The organism is Dinoroseobacter sp. S124A, from assembly GCF_049801015.1.
In the GTDB taxonomy this organism is placed as follows: Bacteria; Pseudomonadota; Alphaproteobacteria; order Rhodobacterales; family Rhodobacteraceae; genus Dinoroseobacter.
Genome location: NZ_JBNAGD010000014.1, coordinates 1 through 18,986, shown reverse-complemented (window position 1 = coordinate 18,986; position 18,986 = coordinate 1). Strand labels below are relative to the sequence as shown.

General features: G+C 62.0%; 17 protein-coding genes. 5 read left to right on the top strand and 12 right to left on the bottom strand.

Annotated elements, in window-relative coordinates; translation table 11 throughout:
* Positions 1-38: 38 nt before the first annotated feature.
* The 3 genes from ACP15I_RS21480 (at position 39) to ACP15I_RS21470 (ending at position 2,867) form a co-directional block, all read left to right on the top strand.
* Entirely contained in the window at positions 39-1,181 is a 1,143-nt protein-coding gene (locus ACP15I_RS21480) for a RidA family protein (RefSeq protein WP_424976621.1), read from the top strand.
* Entirely contained in the window at positions 1,178-2,170 is a 993-nt protein-coding gene (gene araD1, locus ACP15I_RS21475) for an AraD1 family protein (protein ID WP_424976620.1), read from the top strand. The genes ACP15I_RS21480 and araD1 overlap by 4 nt, the downstream gene beginning before the upstream one ends.
* Positions 2,171-2,237: 67 nt before the next feature.
* Positions 2,238-2,867 carry a GntR family transcriptional regulator gene (locus ACP15I_RS21470; RefSeq protein ID WP_424968791.1) on the top strand — a complete coding sequence of 210 codons (630 nt, stop codon included), beginning with the start codon at positions 2,238-2,240 and terminating at the stop codon, positions 2,865-2,867.
* Between the two features lie 55 nt (positions 2,868-2,922).
* On the opposite strand, the gene ACP15I_RS21465 is transcribed toward ACP15I_RS21470, so the two are convergent.
* The 4 genes from ACP15I_RS21465 to ACP15I_RS21450 are packed head-to-tail and all read right to left on the bottom strand — an operon-like array spanning position 2,923 to position 6,756.
* Positions 2,923-4,428: a tripartite tricarboxylate transporter permease gene (locus ACP15I_RS21465; RefSeq protein WP_424976619.1), complete on the bottom strand. Its 1,506-nt coding sequence runs from the start codon at positions 4,426-4,428 to the stop codon at positions 2,923-2,925.
* Between the two features lies 1 nt (position 4,429).
* Complete coding sequence (locus ACP15I_RS21460; RefSeq protein ID WP_424968789.1) at positions 4,430-4,876, bottom strand: tripartite tricarboxylate transporter TctB family protein; 447 nt, start codon at positions 4,874-4,876, stop codon at positions 4,430-4,432.
* Positions 4,858-5,790 carry a BMP family ABC transporter substrate-binding protein gene (locus ACP15I_RS21455; RefSeq protein WP_424976618.1) on the bottom strand — a complete coding sequence of 311 codons (933 nt, stop codon included), beginning with the start codon at positions 5,788-5,790 and terminating at the stop codon, positions 4,858-4,860. The genes ACP15I_RS21460 and ACP15I_RS21455 overlap by 19 nt, the downstream gene beginning before the upstream one ends.
* Positions 5,791-5,793: 3 nt before the next feature.
* Positions 5,794-6,756, bottom strand: a complete 963-nt coding sequence (locus ACP15I_RS21450; protein WP_424976617.1) for a Bug family tripartite tricarboxylate transporter substrate binding protein — start codon at positions 6,754-6,756, stop codon at positions 5,794-5,796.
* A 251-nt stretch (positions 6,757-7,007) separates the two neighbouring features.
* Between ACP15I_RS21450 and ACP15I_RS21445 the strand changes: the two genes are divergently transcribed.
* Positions 7,008-7,859, top strand: coding sequence for a MurR/RpiR family transcriptional regulator (locus tag ACP15I_RS21445; protein WP_424976616.1), 852 nt, complete (start codon positions 7,008-7,010; stop codon positions 7,857-7,859).
* A gap of 132 nt (positions 7,860-7,991) precedes the next feature.
* Here ACP15I_RS21445 and ACP15I_RS21440 read toward each other — a convergent pair whose 3' ends face one another.
* The 5 genes from ACP15I_RS21440 to ACP15I_RS21420 form a co-directional block, all read right to left on the bottom strand.
* Entirely contained in the window at positions 7,992-8,363 is a 372-nt protein-coding gene (locus tag ACP15I_RS21440) for a helix-turn-helix domain-containing protein (RefSeq protein WP_424976649.1), read from the bottom strand.
* 973 nt (positions 8,364-9,336) lie between these two features.
* Positions 9,337-11,208 (bottom strand): serine hydrolase, encoded by a 1,872-nt coding sequence (locus tag ACP15I_RS21435; RefSeq protein ID WP_424976615.1) that lies wholly within the window; start codon positions 11,206-11,208, stop codon positions 9,337-9,339.
* Between the two features lie 641 nt (positions 11,209-11,849).
* Positions 11,850-12,593, bottom strand: a complete 744-nt coding sequence (locus tag ACP15I_RS21430; RefSeq protein ID WP_424976614.1) for an SDR family NAD(P)-dependent oxidoreductase — start codon at positions 12,591-12,593, stop codon at positions 11,850-11,852.
* 50 nt (positions 12,594-12,643) lie between these two features.
* Complete coding sequence (locus ACP15I_RS21425; RefSeq protein WP_424976613.1) at positions 12,644-12,952, bottom strand: Rieske 2Fe-2S domain-containing protein; 309 nt, start codon at positions 12,950-12,952, stop codon at positions 12,644-12,646.
* Between the two features lie 84 nt (positions 12,953-13,036).
* On the bottom strand, positions 13,037-14,005 hold the full coding sequence (locus ACP15I_RS21420; RefSeq protein WP_424972814.1) for a fatty acid desaturase: 969 nt from the start codon (positions 14,003-14,005) through the stop codon (positions 13,037-13,039).
* A gap of 120 nt (positions 14,006-14,125) precedes the next feature.
* Between ACP15I_RS21420 and ACP15I_RS21415 the strand changes: the two genes are divergently transcribed.
* Positions 14,126-14,986: a LysR family transcriptional regulator gene (locus tag ACP15I_RS21415; protein ID WP_424968780.1), complete on the top strand. Its 861-nt coding sequence runs from the start codon at positions 14,126-14,128 to the stop codon at positions 14,984-14,986.
* 1 nt (position 14,987) lies between these two features.
* Here the strand turns inward: ACP15I_RS21415 and ACP15I_RS21410 are convergent, their stop codons facing one another.
* The 3 genes from ACP15I_RS21410 to ACP15I_RS21400 form a co-directional block, all read right to left on the bottom strand.
* Positions 14,988-15,773 carry a 3-methyl-2-oxobutanoate hydroxymethyltransferase gene (locus tag ACP15I_RS21410; protein WP_424976612.1) on the bottom strand — a complete coding sequence of 262 codons (786 nt, stop codon included), beginning with the start codon at positions 15,771-15,773 and terminating at the stop codon, positions 14,988-14,990.
* A 54-nt stretch (positions 15,774-15,827) separates the two neighbouring features.
* Positions 15,828-17,069, bottom strand: coding sequence for an NAD(P)/FAD-dependent oxidoreductase (locus ACP15I_RS21405; RefSeq protein WP_424976611.1), 1,242 nt, complete (start codon positions 17,067-17,069; stop codon positions 15,828-15,830).
* Positions 17,070-17,147: 78 nt separating this feature from the next.
* Positions 17,148-18,302: a TRAP transporter substrate-binding protein gene (locus ACP15I_RS21400; protein ID WP_424976610.1), complete on the bottom strand. Its 1,155-nt coding sequence runs from the start codon at positions 18,300-18,302 to the stop codon at positions 17,148-17,150.
* Between the last annotated feature and the right edge of the window lie 684 nt (positions 18,303-18,986).

Below are 18,986 nucleotides of genomic sequence, written 5' to 3'. Positions count from 1 at the left end.
ACTTCGAACTCGACGTTGACCATCCTTGGACGATGGCAATGCACACCAATGACATGATCGTCTTGAACCCGCAGCTTGACCTTGATCATCCCGACGATCTGGACACTCAGACTGTGGTCGCATGTGGCCATATCGGTCCATTGCTGGCCGAGTTTGGAGCTCGCCCTGCGGACATCGTTCATCTGCGTGTGTCCTATGTAAACACCGGCGAGGTCGACGAAGATGTTTATCGCGCGCGGGTGCTAGAGCTGATGCCCGGGCTTGATGGTGCCGTCATCGACATGGTGCCGTTCGACCGTTTGGTCCTGCCGGAACTGCTGGTCGAAATCTGCACCTATGCCATGAAGGCGCAAGACGGCCACCGACTGCCCCGCAAGGCGGTCACACAAGATACGCTTTACGCGCCCGAACGCCCCTTGGCGCACGGCCTGCGTGTCGGCAGCATGGTCTACACTGGGCTGCAATCTGCGCGCAGCACTGATGGCGCCGTTCTGCATGCGGGCGACGCACCAGCGCAGCTTGCCGTTCTGCTGGACCACCTTGCGGCGACGCTGGACGCACTCGGGGCCGACCTTGCAGATGTGGTGCGGTTGAACCTCCACTACGATGTCACCTTGTCAGACGACACCTGGCAGAGCTGCCTGCGCCTGTTGGCAGAGCGGATACCAGGTGGGGGTCCCGCACTGACGGCGATTCCCTTGCCGAGAGTGTTCCCTGACGGTTGCGCGATTAACCTGTGTGCCTGGGCCATGCGCGGCGACGATGGCACCCGGTTTCCCATGCAGCGACATCCGGAGGGACGCACGACGCCCGGGCCACTGCTATGGCGTCAAACTCTGGTCTGTGAGGATATGGTTTTCGCCGGTGGATTGGCAGCCTTGGCAGCGGACGGCACGGTCGCGGCCCCTGGCGATCATATCGCGCAGACTCGCGGCACGCTCGACGCGATGGAAGCTTCCTTGGACGCTTGCGGCACCAGCCTTCGGGACGTTCACAAGACCAATTCCTACTATGTCCTGAACACCGTTCAGGGGTTCAACGATAACCTGCAACTGCGCAGCGACCGTTTTACCAAACCGGGGCCAGCCTCTGTCGGGCTGCCCTTGGACGCGCTGAGCCTGCCCGGACAATCAATCGAAATGGAAGCAATCAGCATATTGGACAAGGACGCGCCCCAATGACGTACAGGCTCTCTCAGGTCGATCTGGCAGACGGATCGCGCGTCGTCACCGCTCGGCGGGGCGAGGACGCGGCAAGGGTTCTGTCGGGTACCACAAATCTGCGCGATCTGGCTTTGGACGCAATCAATGCCGGTCGCAGCTTGCCGGACCTTATCGCCGAAAGGATGACAAGCGATACGGTGTCGCTCGAAGACGCCCTGGCACAGGGCCGTATTCGCGTTCCTATCGACCACCCGGACCCCGCCCATGTTTTGGTCGCGGGTTCAGGCTTGTCGCATCGCTCGTGGTACGAGGCGCAACCCGACCACGGACCGGACCCGGAAAAATGGCCGGATTACTACAAGATCTTGCGGCTCGGGGACGAAGGCGGGCGACCTGCCGAGGGTGAAATCGGCGCGCAGCCGGAATGGTTTTACAAGGGCAACGGGAGCATTCTGGTGCGCCCCGGCGGTGCTGTTGAACATCCCTTCTATGGTGTTGGCCCGGGTGAAGAGGCCGAAATCGCAGGACTTTATGTCGTTGGTGCAGACCTGAAACCATACCGGATCGGCTTCTCATTGGGGAACGAGTTTTCGGACGAAGAGATGTATTTTCGCAATGTCTACCATCTGGCTCAGTCAAAGCGTCGGCAGGTGTCCCTTGGTCCCGAGGTGCTGATCGGCGCTCCGCCGTCGGATCTTCGGGCACATATCGCCCTGAGACGCGGCGAGGACGTGATCTGGGATGCACATTTCGGCACCGGCGAAGACAACATGTTGCACAGCTTTGCCAATATCGAGGCGCACACGTTCAAATATCGCGACGGCCTTAGCGAAGGGGATGTTTTTGTCCTCTACTTTGGCAACGCGGTGATGAGCACCGAAGAGGGGCAAAAGATTGAAGACGGGGATGTGTTCGAGCTTCGTGCAGAGCCTTTCGGTCTGCCTCTGATAAACTCCGTGCGCTTCGGCGCCCCGTTCGACGTGGGCCCCGCAAAAGACCTGTGGTGAGGTCAGTATATCTTGCGACCCCCAGCACATCACTGATATGCTGGGGGCTCTCAGAGAGGCTGTTCCCGTGTCAGACACTATACACAACAAGTTGCGCGAAAAAATCCTGAACGGGAGTTACAGCACAGGCGCGATCCTGAAGGAAAAGGATCTCGCAGAGGAGTTCGGCGTCAGCAGGACACCGGTGCGCGAAAGTCTTGCCCGGTTGGAGTGGGAGCGTCTTGTGACGATTATCCCTCGCGCGGGCGCACTGGTTGCGCCGATTGAGATCGCTCTAGTCAAGGAAGCGTACAAGGTTCGCTACGTGCTTGACGGACAGCTAGGCCGGGAGGCGGCGAAACGCGTCACGGCCCAGCAGATTGCCGACATGAAAGAGCTGCGCGAAGAATGTGCAGGTCTCGTCGCGTCAGGCTCGCAGTCCGAACTCAACAGCGTGACCCGTCGCTTTCGTGGCGTGCTCGGAGAGGCTTGCGGTAACCGGATACTGGCCGAGCTTACCGAACAATTATTCAACGTTTCCGTTCGGGTCTGGCAAGGTTTGCACGATCCGGATTCACATTCTGAACTCGCAAACGCGCTGCTGTCCGAAATGGATTCCACCATCGCCGCGATGTCAGCCCGCGACCCGGATGACGCCGAAAAAATCATGCAGGACGCCATCGATTACTATACGGCACGCCTACGGGAGATGTTTTGAAGGCTCGTTCCTTGGACTGATTGCAACTGCGCAAGCGTCCAATTGGAACAGCGGATTACGACCTTCTTCGAAAGACCGCCCCAAACAGACGTCTTGGCGAAATCGTTGAGAACAAGAGCAGCAAGGCGCCAATAGCCAGGAGCACCGCGCTGCCAGGCCGTTCGAGGAAGACCATCGGGTCCCCGCGGGACAACAGCATCGCGCGCCGAAAGAACTCTTCCATCATTGGTCCGAGAACGAACCCGATCAGCATCGGAGCGGGTTCGAACCTGAAAAGCCGCAGGACGTAGCCGATCACGCCAAATGCGAGTGTCGCCCAGACATCCGTCAGCGAGTTCGAGATGCCGTAGACACCGACGCAGATCATCATGATGACCGTCGGATAAAGGTAGTAATGGGGCACGCGCAAAAGCCGGACCCAAAGGCCGATCAGGGGGATGTTCAGGATCAGCAGGAACAGGTTTCCAAACAGGAAACTCACAATCAGCCCCCAAAACAGATCCGGATGGTCCGAGATCAGACGCGGCCCCGGGGTGATGCCATGGATCATCAGGGCGCCAATCATCAACGCCATCGTGGTAGACCCGGGGATACCCAGTGTCAGCGTCGGGATGAACGCGGTCTGCGCGGCGGCGTTGTTGGCGGCCTCTGGCACGACCACGCCTTCGATCGCGCCGTTTCCGAACTCTGCCTTGTTCTTGTTGATCCGCTTTTCCAGGGCATAGCCGACGAAACTTGCCACGGTTTGCCCCGTCCCCGGGAGGGTGCCAAAGAACGACCCGGTCGCCGAGCCGCGCAAGGCGGGAAAGACACTGCGCAGCCATTCGGCGCGCGTCGGGAAGAACCCCCGCCATGAGAGTTTCGCGCCGGCATAGCTTTGGGTTGCGCCACGCAGCGAGACCATCACTTCGGACACGCCAAAAAGCCCCATGGCAACCACGACCAGCGAGACGCCGTCTCGCAACTCGGGGATGCCGCCCGTGAACCGGGTTTCGCCGGAATTCACGTCAACGCCGATTGTCCCCAGAAGGACGCCCAGGCACACCATCATCAGACCCCGGAGCGCACCTGTGGAGCTGACGATGGAGGCCGCGATCAGGCCAAGCACCATGACCGAAAAATACTCGGCGGGTTGGAACAAAAGGGCAAATTCTGCCAACCTGGGGGCAAGCAGCACGATGACGATGACACCCACGATCGCCCCGAAGAAGGACGCCACGGATGTCGCGAAAAGCGCGAGGCCCGCGCGCCCCTGACGTGCCATCGGATAGCCGTCGATGCACGTGACCGAGGAAGACGGCGTTCCGGGAATATTCAACAGGATCGAGGCGATGGACCCGCCATACTCCGCCCCATAGTAGACGCCCGCCAGCATCACCAAGGCCGTCGACGGCTCCAGGTAGAAGGAAACGGGCAGCAGCATGGCAACGGCGGCCAAGGGCCCGACGCCGGGCAGGACCCCGATAAAGGTTCCGAGCAAGACACCGACAAAGCAGTAAAAAAGGTTTGTCGGCGTGGCAGCCGTTTCGAGCCCAAGCGCGATATTTGCCAGAAGGTCCATATCAGGGCCACCGAACCGCGACGAAGGGCATCCCAAGCCCCTGCACAAAGATCAGCCAGACCCCGACCGCCACTCCCAGCGCCAGCGCCAGCCGCGGCAGCCAGCGAAAGCCCGGAATGGCTGATCCCGTGGCGAAGACGGCGATCGCGGTGGCGGGCAGCACCCCGAAGAGCGGGGTCAGAAACGCAAAGGCCCCTACCCCGGCGAACACGCCCAGAACGGCGATAGGATCGGCGCGCTCTGTCTCGACCGGTGCGCGCAGGTCCTGAAAGATGCTGATGATGGCGAGGGCCACCAGAATGCCGCCCACAAGCATCGGGAATGCTCCGGGCCCCATGCGCCGGAAGGAGCCGAGATCAAGCGTGGCCACGGCCCCTATGGTAAATGTCAGGCCCGCCGCCAGCATGATGAGCGGTCCGATCAAAGACATCACTGTGTCGCGTCGCATGGTACCTCATCCGGATTGAACTCGTCGCCAGTATACTCTTTCGGTACGACGATCCGGCCCGTGCGAATGCCCTCGGCGAAATCCTCGATTTCGTCAGAGACCGCCTGCGGAACCTCGCGACCGAGGGACAGGCTTATGAAATCCCCCTCTGCCAAACCGAACTCGACCACATGGTCCGGAACCTGGCCGTCCACCATGTCCCGAATGGCATGACGCACCCCGGTATCTATCCTCGCGATGGCTGACGCAACGAACACAGCCGGGTCGCGCGCGACCCAATCCAAGGCGTTTCCGATTTGCCGGGTGCCGTTTTCGCGGCATGCGCGGATCGCACCGCCGCGCGCGCCGTTCAGCATTGTAAACAGGATGTCGGCCCCCGCAGCGATCTGTGCCGAGGCCCATCGATAGGTCACGTCACCATCGTCCTGAGTGCCACAGAACCCGGTCAGCACGCCCACGGACGGATCGGCATGCGCCACACCGGCCGCAAAGGCGGCGCGTCCCTTCAGCCCGGGCGGCACGCGGTGCCCGGACAGATGGGCGACGGTGCCGCTTTGCGTCAGGCGCGCGGCGAGGCAGCCCGCGAGAAAGGCCGAGTCTTCCTGCCGCACGTCATAGGATGCCAGGTTCGGCCCGGTCTGGTTGCCTTGAACGATGGCAAACCGCTTGTCGGGATAGGCCCTGGCCAGTTCCGGCGTCGCCAGATTGCCCTGCCCCCCGATGAAGACCAGCCCGTCATGGTCTGGCAGAATGGCCGCCATCCTGTTTCGGATCTCGGGCTGGTCATAGCTGACGCCAGAGACGATGCTGATATCTGCAAGGCCCTCGGCAGACGCCGCCTGAGCTCCGGCCAGAGCGCTGGCATTGAAGCCAGCGTCCTCGACCTCTCCGACGAAAAAGACAGCGATCTTCATGGGTTATTTGAGCGCCGATTGCACAAGCGGCGTCCATTGCTCAAGCTGGCTGGCTACGTAATCCGAGAACTCCGCGCTCTCCTTCGGTGCGCGCACCAGACCCCAGCTGTCGAATTGCGCAACCACATCTTCGGAGGCCATGGCTTCTACGAGCGCGGCATCGAGTTTCGCCTTGATCTCGTCCGGCACACCGGCCGGTGCACTGACACCGAGCCAGTTCTCGGCGACGACGTCATAGCCCAACTCGCTAAATGTCGGGACGTCTGGCAGCGAGGACAAACGCTCCGTTGCACTGACGGCGAGCGCCACGGCGGTTCCTTCCTGAACCGAGGGCAAGTTCTGCGGCACGGCGTCGAAAATGGCCGGCACGACGCCGCTCCGGAAATCGAGCCGCATCGGGCCTGACCCTTTGTAAGGGACATGGAAGAGCTCTGTGTCAGTCACATTCTGGAAGTGCTCAGCCATGACATGGCCCCAGGACCCAACGCCCGAGCTGCCGTATTCATATTTTTCCGGCTCGGCCTGCGCGGCATCGATCATCGCCTCGAGCGTGTCGATGTTCAGCTCGGGCGACACGAACAGCGCGAGATTGACCGTGCCGATATAGGTGATGTGATCAAAATCCGCGATGGGATCATAGGGCGTGTCGGGAAAGCGGATTGGTGCCACATTGAACGGCGTGAGGTTCGACAACATGAAGGTGTGCCCGTCGGGCTCCGCCGTCTGCAGCGCAGTCGCCGCAACCGTTCCGGCGGCGCCGGGTTTGTTCTCGACAACGAATTGCTGTCCCAGCGCGTCGGACAGTTTCTCGGACAGAAGCCGGGCCACCAGATCGCTCGATCCACCGGGCGGGAAGGACACGAGGATCCGAACCGGCCGTTCGGGCCAGCTTGTTTCGGCGAGTGTCGGGGTCGCGAGGGCGGCGATCGACGCCGCCGTGACGGCAAGGAGTGTTCTACGTTTCATCTGTATTCTCCCGAGTTGGATATGAAACCACGGTACCATCCGATCCCGGGATCGGCGTAAAAAGAAACCACAGTTTCTTAGCTGAAAGCCCGCCGCCTTCAATTATCGCCTGTTTTTCGGGCGGATTTCCCGCGCTAATGGTGGATCTTCACTCAGCGCCGCCATTGAAAATAAGCCCTCCCCGCGCATCCGTCCCTCGAATCAAGTGGTTCGGGCTTGCCTGAAATCGTGCGGCGACGCATTCTCGCGGAATGAAATTTGAGTTTCACGAAGATGCATCCTTCCTGAGCAGGATCAAAACCGCGCTGCCGGAGTTGAACCGCGCAGAACGGACCTTGGGGACCTTTCTTCTCGAGTTTCCGGGGGATCTTGCCTCCTACGACGCGCAGGAACTGGCGAGGCTGAGCGGCGTCTCCAAATCAACGGTGTCGCGCTTTGTCCGGCGGTTGGGCTTCGAGAACTACGAAAGTGCCCGCCGTGCGGCCCGCGCGGAAAGCCAGCGCGGATCGCGGTATTTCCTTGCGCATTCGGAGCATGTCCCCCCCGAGGAACAGCTCGCCACCAGTCTGGAGGAAGAGTTGGAGAATGTGTCGCGGACGTTCGAGCGCATCGACATGGCCGAGCTCGATGCACTGGCGACGGCCATCGCGACGTCGCGCAAGGTCTGGGTCGCCGGATACCGGATCAGCCACAGCTTTGCGTCCTATGTCTATTGGCAACTGATCAAGGTGGTTCCCGAAGCCGCCCTGATCCCGCAGGCCGGGGAAAGTCTGGGCGAGCATTTTGCGGCCATGCAACCGGACGACGTTGTGATCTGGATCGCCCTTCGCCAAAAGATGGGCAACACGGACGCCGCGCTCCTGCAACTGGATCGGCTGGGCATTCCGACCGCCTTGATCACGGATGATGGCACCGAACCGAACCACCGCATGAAATGGCATTTCCGCTGCCGGATCGAAACCTCAAGCCCCCAGTTCAACCACGCCTCCGTCACCTCCCTGTGCCATCAGATCGTCACGCGCGCGACGCTGAGAGCCGGGCTGGACGCCCGCACCCGACTGCGCCGGATTGACGAGTTCAACACGGAATTGGGCGAGGTCTAGCCACCGCGATCAGCCCAGGATCCCGGCCATCCATGGCCTTCGCGCCAGCGCTCAAACCCGACCGGAAAGCCCCGGATCACACCGGCGCTGAGGGCGCTTAGGCCAGAAGCCCTGACGACATTGGAGACCGGCTCAAGACACGCTCTGAACCGGGACGCCTGTCTGGTGGGCATCCACAGAATTGTCCGGCGTTTGGATCGCGCTGTCTGTGTTTCCACTCTTGCGATACTGCGAAGGCGTGACCCCAAACTCACGTTTGAATGCCGTGTAGAACGAAGATCGCGAGTTAAACCCGACCTCGTAGGCGATGGTCAGGATCGTCGCCTTGCTCGTGCGGAGCTGGTTTGCGGCCGCGCGAACGCGCCAGCGGTTGACATAGTCGAAGAACCGCTCACCGAGTTTCTCGTTCAGGGCCTGGGATGCGTAATGGGTCGTCACGCCGGTCCGCCCGGCCAGATCCCACAAGGACAGATCCGGTTCGAGATAGAGTTTCTGCTCTGCCATCAGCGCTTCGATCTTGGTGGCAATCCTGTCGAGACGGACGTCATCCAAGTTGGATTTGCCGTATTTTCGAACCGGCACCGTCGGCTGGACCTGTGCAATATCTTGCGGGGGCGGCAGCGTTATCCCGGGACTTTGCCGCATCCCCCAAAGGGCAATGCTCCAGATCAGGATGTAATTGACAGCGATCGCCGGGAGGAGCGAGCCAAAGCTATCTGCACCCGGCTCCTCCAGGTCGAACAGGGACGCAACAATCGAGATCAGGTTGAAGCCCCAGAACACCAATACGGCGGCTGCAAGCCACCAGACCCAAGCCATTTCCCGTGCCTCGGTACTGGCAAAGAAGTCCTTCAGGCGGCGTCGATACTGTTTCAGCCGCCTGAGGATCAGGATGGCGTAGATCGGGAGCAATCCGTAGAAAAGCACTGTCGAAAGATAGAGCCCGATCAGCGCCAGTGTCTGCCAGACAACCATATCCTCTGCACCCGGCTGGAGCCCGTCCTGCAAGGCGCGGGGCAAGAGCAGGATGTAGATGGACACGACACAGGCAAATCCGACGGGAAGACTGTGCCAGACCAAGCGCGGCCGCGTGGGTTCCCGCGTCGGATCATCGGTCAACCGAATGACGAACAGCCAGAGCAGCACGGGCTGGACCATGGTCAGGGGGATCTCGACCAACTCGAGGGCGATGTGCAGGAAAGTCGGGTCCGCCGCGCCGCGCAAGGCACTGGCAGGCAGGCTCAACAACTCAATCGCATTGGCCCAAAAGAACAGCGCCAGGGGCAGGCGAACCTGCCGATGCTTGTCCGGCAACAGCAGCAGATGTCCGCAAAACGCACACAGCACCAGCAACCCGGTCCCGGTCGCCAGACGCAGGGTTTCGACATCGAGGTTCAGATATGTGGGATCCATACGAAACCCGCAGTTAATGGTGGGCGCATACTCGCATATGCGCCCCTTGGTTTCGGTCGCGCGGTCAGAAGATGAAGCAGTCTTCCGTCAACACCTCTCCGCCGGTTCCAAAGACGGTCAGGTCCGAGTCGCCGTAGCTGATATGCGCGTAATTCCCGTGGGACTTGATCTCCAGGTCTTCGAAACGCAAGCCGGTTTCGGAGAAATCGAGCTGATCCTCCTCTGTGTTGAAGCCAAAGATGCGATCCTGACCGGAATCTTCGCGGAACACAAAACTGTCCGCGCCCTCGCCGCCCCACATGAAATCGCGCCCTGTGCCACCGTCGATGACGTCGTCGCCGTCGCCTCCACGGATCCTGTCATCGCCATGTCCACCGGACAGCATGTCGTCGCCCTGACCGCCACGGACAAGGTCGCTTCCGTCGCCGCCATCGATCCTGTCATTGCCAACTTCTCCGCGCAGGAAGTCATCTCCGGCGCCACCGGAAATGCTGTCATCACCGTCGCGTCCTCGGATGACGTCGCGCCCCTCGCCGCCGTCGATCTTGTCATTGCCATAGCCCCCTCGCAGCAGGTCATTGCCATCGCCGCCGATCAGTTGATTGTCGCCATGGGCTGCATCCGGAGCGTGACGAAGCACATCGATCAGGTCCTGACCATCGGTGCCGATGGACAAGGTCGACCCGTCCGAAAAGGTGAAGCGACCTGTGTCGAGATCCCCCAGGCCGCCTTCAAATGTCAGGCTGGCATTGCCCAGTTCAAACACAGTGACCGGCCCGCCCGGCGCATCTTCATCCTCCGTCAACGAGATCTCGGCGGCCGTGCCCGCAATCGTAAAGCTCTCATCGGACGGGTCGAAATTGGCCCAGCTCTCGTCGTTGAAGATTTCGGCGAAGGCCGCGACCAGCAGCTCCGTAGGTTCCGCATTCGAATGGGTCGCCGCGATGGAGTAGATGGTGCCAGACTCGACATGCAGGAACGTTGCGGTGTTTGTCCCCAGCGTCCCCCCCGCGAACCCGATGAACTGTTGCCCATACGCGGTGCCCGATGACAGGCCGAGGCTCTCCCCGTCCAGACTGGGGGTGCCATCCGCGGCACGGAAGTCCAGCATTTCTTCCAGTTGCTCGGGCGGCAGCAGCGTGCGCGAGACAAGCAGCGCGTCCATGAACCGGATCATGTCCGACGTGGTCGAGACCGCCCCGCCAGCCGCGCCAAAATCGATGGGGACATCCGTGACGTCCAGAACCTCTCCGGGGAACAGCTCCGCATAGGATCGCAGCATACCGTCGGTTTGGCCGTCGGATCTCATGGAGCTGTCATCCATGCCCGCGACCGAGAAGACGCGCTCGGACATCACGTCTGCAAAACTGTCGCCCGTCGTTTGTTCGATCAGCTTCTGCAGCAGCAGGTAGTTCGTGTTTGAGTAGCCATAGGAGTCCCCTGGCGCAAAGTCGGCGGGCTGATCTGACACAAGCGCCAACATGTTGTCGGGCCCAAAGGGTTGCGTGGGATCGTCCAGCAGCTGTTCGATGAAGGCCGGCAAACCCGCCTGCCCCGGGATCGCATTGAAATCGGGGATACCGGACCGGTTTTCCAGCAATTCGCGCACGGTGACATCGTTGATGTTGGGGATGTCTTCGAGGCCGGTGAGGTCCATCTGCTCGGCCAGGGGCGCGTCGAAATCGATCGCACCTTCGCCGACCAGTTGTTGCACGATCACGGAGGTCATCATCTTGGTCTGCGACCCAACCTCGAACGTGTTGTCGGTGCTGGCGGCTGTGTCTCCGTCCAGCGCCGTGGTTCCGGCAGCGTTCTGCACCGACAAACCGCCGCGCGCGATTTCAAGGAGCACCGCAGGTGCCGGGTTGCTGTCTGCAAACTCCTGCAAGGCCTCTGCAGGGCCGGAGTTCAGGGCGTCAGGGTCGAATAGGGACATGGTGTCTATCCTCGTCGGGGTCAAAAACAGGACGGGCCACGTGGCCCGCTGCTCTGCACTAGGTGGATCTGACGAGTTCATGCGTCCGGATGGGTCGGCACGGACAAATCATCCGGACGGACAGCCGAACCCTGGCGAGACACCCGCCCGACACGGACACTGTTGTCATCGGAGGGGCGAAACGCCCGCCTTGGCGCGCGCACAACGCCGTACTCCGCAGGATGCGACGGCAGCGAATGTCGCCTGTGACGGGCTACACTCCGGTGACGATGCTCACCTGACACCGTCAGCTCCGGGTCGTTCGCCTCGATAAGGACCTCAGGCTGAGGGTCCTGTGCTACACTTGCTCCGGGGTCGGCCACGCGGCCAAACGGTCGAATGCTCAGCCTTGCAGGAAGGGCCGTTCATCCAGTGGCCGGATTTTTGAGAAAGCATATGGTGTCTGCACGCACGGGTGACGCGATCGAAGGACACAAGTCCTGGATTGCTTGCGCTCAGGAGCCAAACACTCCGCTGAACGGAGAAGGCTTGGACGGCTCGGCGGACATGGGGCGTCGACGACGTGGACTGGATTTGAATTTTGGGGGGAGCTGTCGTCTTGGTCTCCCCCCACCATGTAGCGCCCCGGGAGGCAGGCGCCGTCATTTCGCGGTAAAGCCTCCATCGGCCATCAGCAGCTGCCCGGTGACGAAGTTCGACGCCGGCGCGCACAGAAACACCAACGGCCCGTCGAGATCACCGTCCCGCCCATTCCGTCCGATGCAGGTCTGGGCGGCATTCCGGGCGGCCCGGTCCGGGTCGGCAAAGACCGCCTCGGTCAGTTCCGTCTCGAAAAAGCCCGGTCCGAGCGCGTTCGCGTTGATGCCGTAACGGGACCAGGCCTCGGCCATGGCGCGCGTGAGCTGGACGATGCCCCCCTTGCTCGCGCCATAGGCGATGCCCCCGGGGAAGGCCCTTGTGCTTTGGGCCGAGGCGTAGTTCACGATCCGCCCCCAGCCGCGCGCCTTCATGGCGGGCACCAGACGCTGGGACAGTGCAAAGGGCGCTGTGAGGTTCACCGCGAGGGTCTGGTCCCACCCCTCATCGGTGACGTCGTCTGCGATCTGGCGCAAGTTCAGCCCCGCCGCATGAACGACGATGTCCGGCGCGCCGAAAGGCGCCGTGAGCCGCGAGACCAGCGCGTCGAGGCCAGCTCGATCTGCCACATCCCCGGGGACGGCGCGGATACGCTCCCCCTCGAGACTGCGCAGAGGGTCGGCCCGCCGGGCCACCGCCAGCACCTTCGCCCCCCGTCGCGCCAGGGCCAGTGCGCCCTGGCGACCGAGGCCCGAGGACGCCCCGGTCACCACGGCGACCTTGCCCGTCAGATCGAAGGGATCAGCCATCGGCGCAGATCCGCACCCGCCGGGCGGTCCGGTGGGTGACAGCTTGCGCCTCAGACACGGACAAAGACCACGCCATCGCGCACATCGACCTCATAGGTCGCCAGATCCTCACAGACCGGTGCCGAGAGCGCCTTGCCGGTGATCAGGTTGAAACGCCCCTGATGGAGCGGGCACTCGATCACATCGTCGATCACCAGCCCCTCTTCGAGATGCTGCGCTTCATGGGTGCACATCCCATCGGTGCAGAAAAACCCCTTTGGGGTGTTGTAGATCGCGTAAGTTTTCTCGCCGTGATCCCAGCGGATCAGGTCCTCTTCATCAATCTCCGACGTGTGACACGCCTGGATCCATTCCGACATTCTGTGACCCTTGTTTTTTTATGGAAGGTTGCTGCGGGCGCGCGCACCAGCCGACGGGGTCGCCGGCTGGTGCGGGGGCGGGCCCTAGGACGAGGTCTGGGGGTGTTCCCAGGTGACGCCCTGCTTGTTCGAGATCTTCTCGAGGATTTCGCCATGCACCTTGGGGTAGCTTTCGCCCACCGGGTGCAGCTTGTCCTTCACCGCCTCATGCATCCGCCCCAGCGCGTGGAAGGGGACCATCGGGCAGAGATGGTGCTCGGCGTGATAGGGCATGTTCCAGAACAGGAAGTAGACCAGCCGCGAGGTTTTGGTGGTGCGGGTATTGGTCCGCAGATCCGGGCCTTCCTCGCATTCGCCATGCTCCGACAAACGGATCCAGCGCATCAGCGGTTCCCCCACCAGGCGCGGTACGATCCACAGCCACAGGGCCAGCAGGCTCTGGAAGTAGATCGAGGCGACAAACACGGCGAAATAGATGGCCAGAATGATCCGGGCTTCGCGGGTGGCACGGGGCACTTCGCTCTCGGGGATGAAGTATTTCTGGGATTCCGCGATCTTGCCGAACGGGTGCTTGAACATCCAGATCAGGCCGCGTTTCCAGAACGCATAGGCGGACACATAGACCATGTAATCCACGACCGTCATCCGCTCGGGCAGCATGTCCGGATCCTTGCCGCGGATCTGCGTATAGGTGTGGTGGGTCGCGTGGTAGTAGCGAAAGAAGGTCGGCGGCACCATGTAGATCAGGCACACCACCCAGTAGACTGCCTCGTTCAGCCACCGGGTCCGGAACGGCGTGCCGTGGCTGCATTCATGGCAAGGGGCAAAGAGGAACGCGAGCACTGCCGCATGCATCGCCATGGTGGGCACGACCCACCATGTTCCGAGGGTCTGATAGACGAGAAACCCCGTGAAGATCATCACACCCATATGGCCGAAGAAGTTGATCAGACCCGGCAGGTCGGATCGTTTCATGTATTGCTTGAGCTCTTTCTTCGAGATCACCTGATCCCGGCCGAAAGCCAGCCCTGACTCTGGAGTGGCAGATGACATGTCCAGGCCTCCTTTTCGTTGTCTGTCTCAGTTGCGATGGCTCAAGGTTTCACGGGCCAGCACAGCGATCAAAGTCAAAACGCGGCTTGATGGATCAAGGAATTAAATCTATAAAACGGCATGGGTGGGCACGTTCCTTCGATCAACAATTTGCGGGCTTTCGAGGCCGCCGGACGTCTGGGAAGTTTCAACCTCGCGGCGGATGAGCTGAACCTCAGCCAGCCAACGGTCAGCTACCGGATTGCAAAACTTGAAAGCGATCTCGGTGTGTTGTTGTTCCAGCGGCTGACCCGCCGCATTGCACTGACCAAGGACGGCGAAGAGTTCCTGCCCGTGGTCGCGGCGGCGCTGAAACAGCTACAGGAGGGGGTCGACAAGCTTGGCATCGGCGCGAAACGCACGATTTCGGTGACCCTCAGCAGCTATCTCGCGCTGCGCTGGCTGTCGCCCCGTTTGTCCAGTTGGTCGGCGCGGAATCCGAATGTCGGCATCCATCTCGACCACGACATGCGCAAGGGCGCCGAAGACAGTGATGTGGTCATTTACTGGAGCAAGAACGCGGCTGCGCAACAGGCCGCGCAATTGCTGTTCCCCACGGATATGACCGTCCATTGCACGCCCGAGATCGCCGCGACCCTGAACCGGCCCGAGGATGTGCTCAAATACCCGCTGTTGAAGCTGGCCCCCCATCTGGATCCCTGGTCGGACTGGTTGGCCCTGGCCGGGGTGGCTGAGCCCGAAACCATCCAGAGCCTGTGCATGACCGATTCCAACGTTCGGATCAAAGCCGCGGCGGATGGGCTGGGCGTCGTGCTCGCCAATCGGTTCGCCAAGCCCGAGCGGGACGCGGGCCTTCTGGTGCAGCCGTTTGATATCGCGCTGAAGGGGCCCGGCTTCTACTACCGGACGCAGTCATCCTCGCCCGATCTGGCGGACCGGTTCATTCGCTGGTTGAAGTCGATGGCCGCGAAGGACGCGTAAACTACGCGAGCTGCGCCATCAGCTTGGCGTATTCCGCGTCCGAGATCCGCACCAGATTGCCCGGCCCCGGAAACGCGCCGGACTGCACATCCTGTGCGAACTCCTGATAGGCGGCGATGCGCTCCTGCTGGAGCCGGTCATACTCCGCCTTGAAATCGCGATAAACCTTGGCGTGGCGCGGCACGCGCGGGCCAGCCTCGCCGAGGATATCGCTCGAAAAGAGATACTGGATATCGCAACCTGTGCCCGCGCCCATGGAAATCGTGACCAGCGACGAGCGCCGCGCGATCTCATCCGCCACGCGGTCCGGCACCACCTCAAGCTCGACGGCGAAGGCCCCCGCATTCTCCAGATCCTTGATCTGCTGGAACAGCGTCAGGGCCTGATCGGCCGTCTTGCCCACAGCGCGGAACCCGCCTGTCCAACTGGCCTTGGGGGGCACCAGCCCCAGATGCCCGCAGACCGCGATGCCCTGTTTGGCCATCGCCTCGACGAATTCGAGGCTCTGGGCGGTGTAGATGATATCCGCCCCACATTCGAGCGCGTCAAACGCCGCGCGCAGGCATTGATCGGCCGAGACATACTGCCCGTATTTCAGACCGAACCGATACATCGTGTTCGGCGCTGCCGCCGGGAACGTCCGCGTCTGGGGCAGGAAGGGCCCACATAGCATATCGATCCCGGCGGCCTCTGCCGCCTCGGCCTGTTCGGCCGAGGAGACGTGCACCATGGTGAGTTGAGGGGCCGAGCCCCGGTTTTTCAGCTCCAGCAGCGTCTGCTTTGCCATGGTGATGATCCCTGATCTGTTAAGTCTTCGGTCAAACCGCGCGGCCATGCGCGCTCAGGCCCGCAGCGCCGCCATCACGGTCTTTTTCAGCGGCTGCTCCGGATCCGTCAGGCTGTCGGCGTCCACGGGGCATCCGGCCTTGAGCAGTTTGCGCATCAAGAGCATGTCTTTTTTCGCATTCACCCCGATCGCGCCTGTCACCTGCCGACCGTCCGTCTGGATCAGCAAAAGAGACCCCTCTGCCATGCGACCTCGGGACATGGCGCCGTCCCAGTTTGCCGGGGTGCCGGCAATCTGCAGGTTGAGATCCCCCTGATCGGACCAGAACCAGGGCGGTTCGGTTTCGGGCGCCGGGCCTCCCATGAGGGCCGCGGCGACCCGTGTCGCCTGCTGCTCGGCATTCTGCCAGCTTTCCACCGGCCGGGCGGCGCGCGCTCTGTGGCAGGCCACATCGCCGATGGCAAAGATCGCCGGATCCGAGGTCCGGCACTGGTCATCAACGAGAATGCCATGGGCGGTCTCAAGACCCGCCTGTTCGGCCAATCCGGTTTCCGGCGCGATCCCGATACCGACCACCACGAGATCTGCCGCGAGTCTCTGGCCATCCGTCAGAACAACAGTGTTCACTGCGGTCTCTCCGATCAGGGCCTGCACCCCGCATCCCAACCTCACTGTCGTACCGCGCGCCTCGTGGACCGCCGCCACACGCGCACCGATCTCTTGTGGCACGGCGCGGCCCATCAGCCGCTCGGTTGCCTCCACGACCGTGACCTCGCAGCCCAGAGCGCGCGCGCTGGCCGCCACTTCGAGCCCGATGAACCCGCCACCAATCACCACCAGCCGCTGCGCGATGTCGAGCCGGGCGCGGAGCGCTACTGCATCCGCCATCGTCTTGAGGGACAGCACATTGTCCAGATCTGCCCCCGGCACGGGCAAGTCGCGAAGCCGCCCGCCCGTTGCGATTACGAGCCGGGAATAGGGCAGCGTCTCGCCATCCAGCAGGAAGACCTTGCGCGCGTCCCGGTCGATCCGCGTGACCAGTTGGCCCAGGCGCAAGGTGACCCGGTTCTCCGCGTACCATGCAAGGTCCTGCAAATACGTGTCCGCTTCGGATCCCGACTGCAACAGAACCGATTTCGACAAGGGCGGGCGCTCATAGGGCGCGACGTCTTCCTTGCCGACCAGAGTGATCCCACCCGCGAACCCGTGAGCGCGCAGTCGCTCTGCCGCGCGCCCCCCGGCGTGACCGGCGCCGATGATCACGACACGGTCCTGCTCGGTCAAAGGGGCCATCATGACCATGGCATTCTTGCAATCTCACGGATCTCGAAACGGGAGCCACAGACCGCGCGGGTCCTGCAGCTCCCGACGTGTTCAAACGTCGTGGACAACGTATTTCCCACGGGTGTTCGCCGCCTCGTTGAGGGTTTCGAAATTCGCGATGGATCCTGCGAGCTCGATCTTGAACGGGTCCCAATCCGGCAGCTGATGTCCGCCCCGGGCGACCCATTCGCCCATCTCGTCATCATTGGGCACGTAGAACTGCACCCCCGCTTGGCTGAGGTCCCACATGGAAAAGGCGCGCGCCGCCGGCACCTTGGACAGGTTCTGATGCGCGGTCACTTCCGAGGCAAAGAGGATCCCCTCCTGCACGTCGCCGGGCAGAGCATTGAACCAGTCGAGGTTGCAGGAATAGACCTGCGTGTTCGGCACGGTCTGGGCAAAGGTGACCCAGGACAGGATCGCGTCAAAGCCAAAGATCTGCAGCCCCTGCACCGAGGGGTCCAGCGCATCGGCCACGCCCTGCGTGATCGCGCTCGGGGTCTCACCCCAGGCAATCGGCGTCGGGTTCGCGCCGAGCAGACGGTAGAGCTGCGACAGGATCTCGGAACCCGGGATCCGCATCTTGACCCCGGCAAGATCATCCGGCGTCCGGATCGGCTGGTCAAAGCCTCGGCGCAGCGCAATCGTGCGCGGATCGATGGTGACATACCACAGGGCCTTGAAGCCGCGCGCCTCGATGCTGGGATTGACCAGATCGGCCCATTGCTTCGAGTTCACCAGATTGACCGCCTGCTGGTTCTTGCCGCACCAGTAGGGAATGTTGACCAGATCGACGATCGGCGCGAAGGGCGCGAAATTGGCGAGCGAATGCTGCGCGGCCTGGATCGTGTTGGACTGCACGCTCTGGGCAAGGGAGCTGCCCACGCCGAGCTCACCGCCCGGGGCCAGCCGAACATAGACCTTGCCGTTGGTCATGTTCTGGATGTTTTCCTTGAAATCGAGCTGCATCAGCGGAACGCTCCGCGACGCGCCCAGGACATAGGGCGTGGCCACAATCATCGTATGCTCGGCGGCGGCTTTGCGTTCACGCTCTTCCGAGACCGATTGGGCCAGCGCCGCGCTCGACATATATGCCCCGGACGCGGTTGCCACCGCTGCGGCGGTGAACCCGTATCTGCTGACGAGCCGTAAGAACGCCCGGCGGTCCATACCGGCAGGCGGGTCGTGCGGAATTGATGATGTCATTGCTTCTCCTCCCAAGGCAGGCGATCAAATCCGATCGTTCAATCCGGCGCTTGACTGTGCCAGCTCCCTGCGTGCCGATCAGCATTCCACCACCGGACAACGCACTCAAAACCAAATGACTGCCCGACGGATTAACAAATTTGATCTGTCGGCGGGCGCGTGACGATGGTCGGGCCGGGTTTGTGACAGGCCAATCCGAGCGCCCCGCTGGGCGAGTGTCAGGCACGAAAACCTTCGGCAGACCGTCGTGGTGAGACCCTATGGCTTGGCCAGATTTGCCTTTGAAATGCCGAATCTCACGCCTTCGCAGCCGCAGCGTGCGCGCGCGGAACGGGGCGTCTGCTCTGGGTGCGATTTTGGTCGCAGCCCCGCCAACCAGTCGTCTTTGGAGACACCAGCGTCAGGCGTCTGGGCGCCAGGCCAGACATACTGATCCTTGGCGGCCCGCCATATCGACGCCTTCGATGCACCAAAGCCATCTCGGGTCTAGGCCATTTATAGATCCGAAAGAATTGCCTGCGGTTTCAACCAGAGCAGGCCCCACCGGAATCGCCGGTTCTCCTTTATGATCCTCGTGTGATCCGTGACTGCGAACCCTCGCGCCAGAAAATCTGATGGCAGGTTTGTCCGCATTGCCGACCTCTCAGTTCCTTGAGGTTATGCGGCGGCAGCGAAGGACGGCCC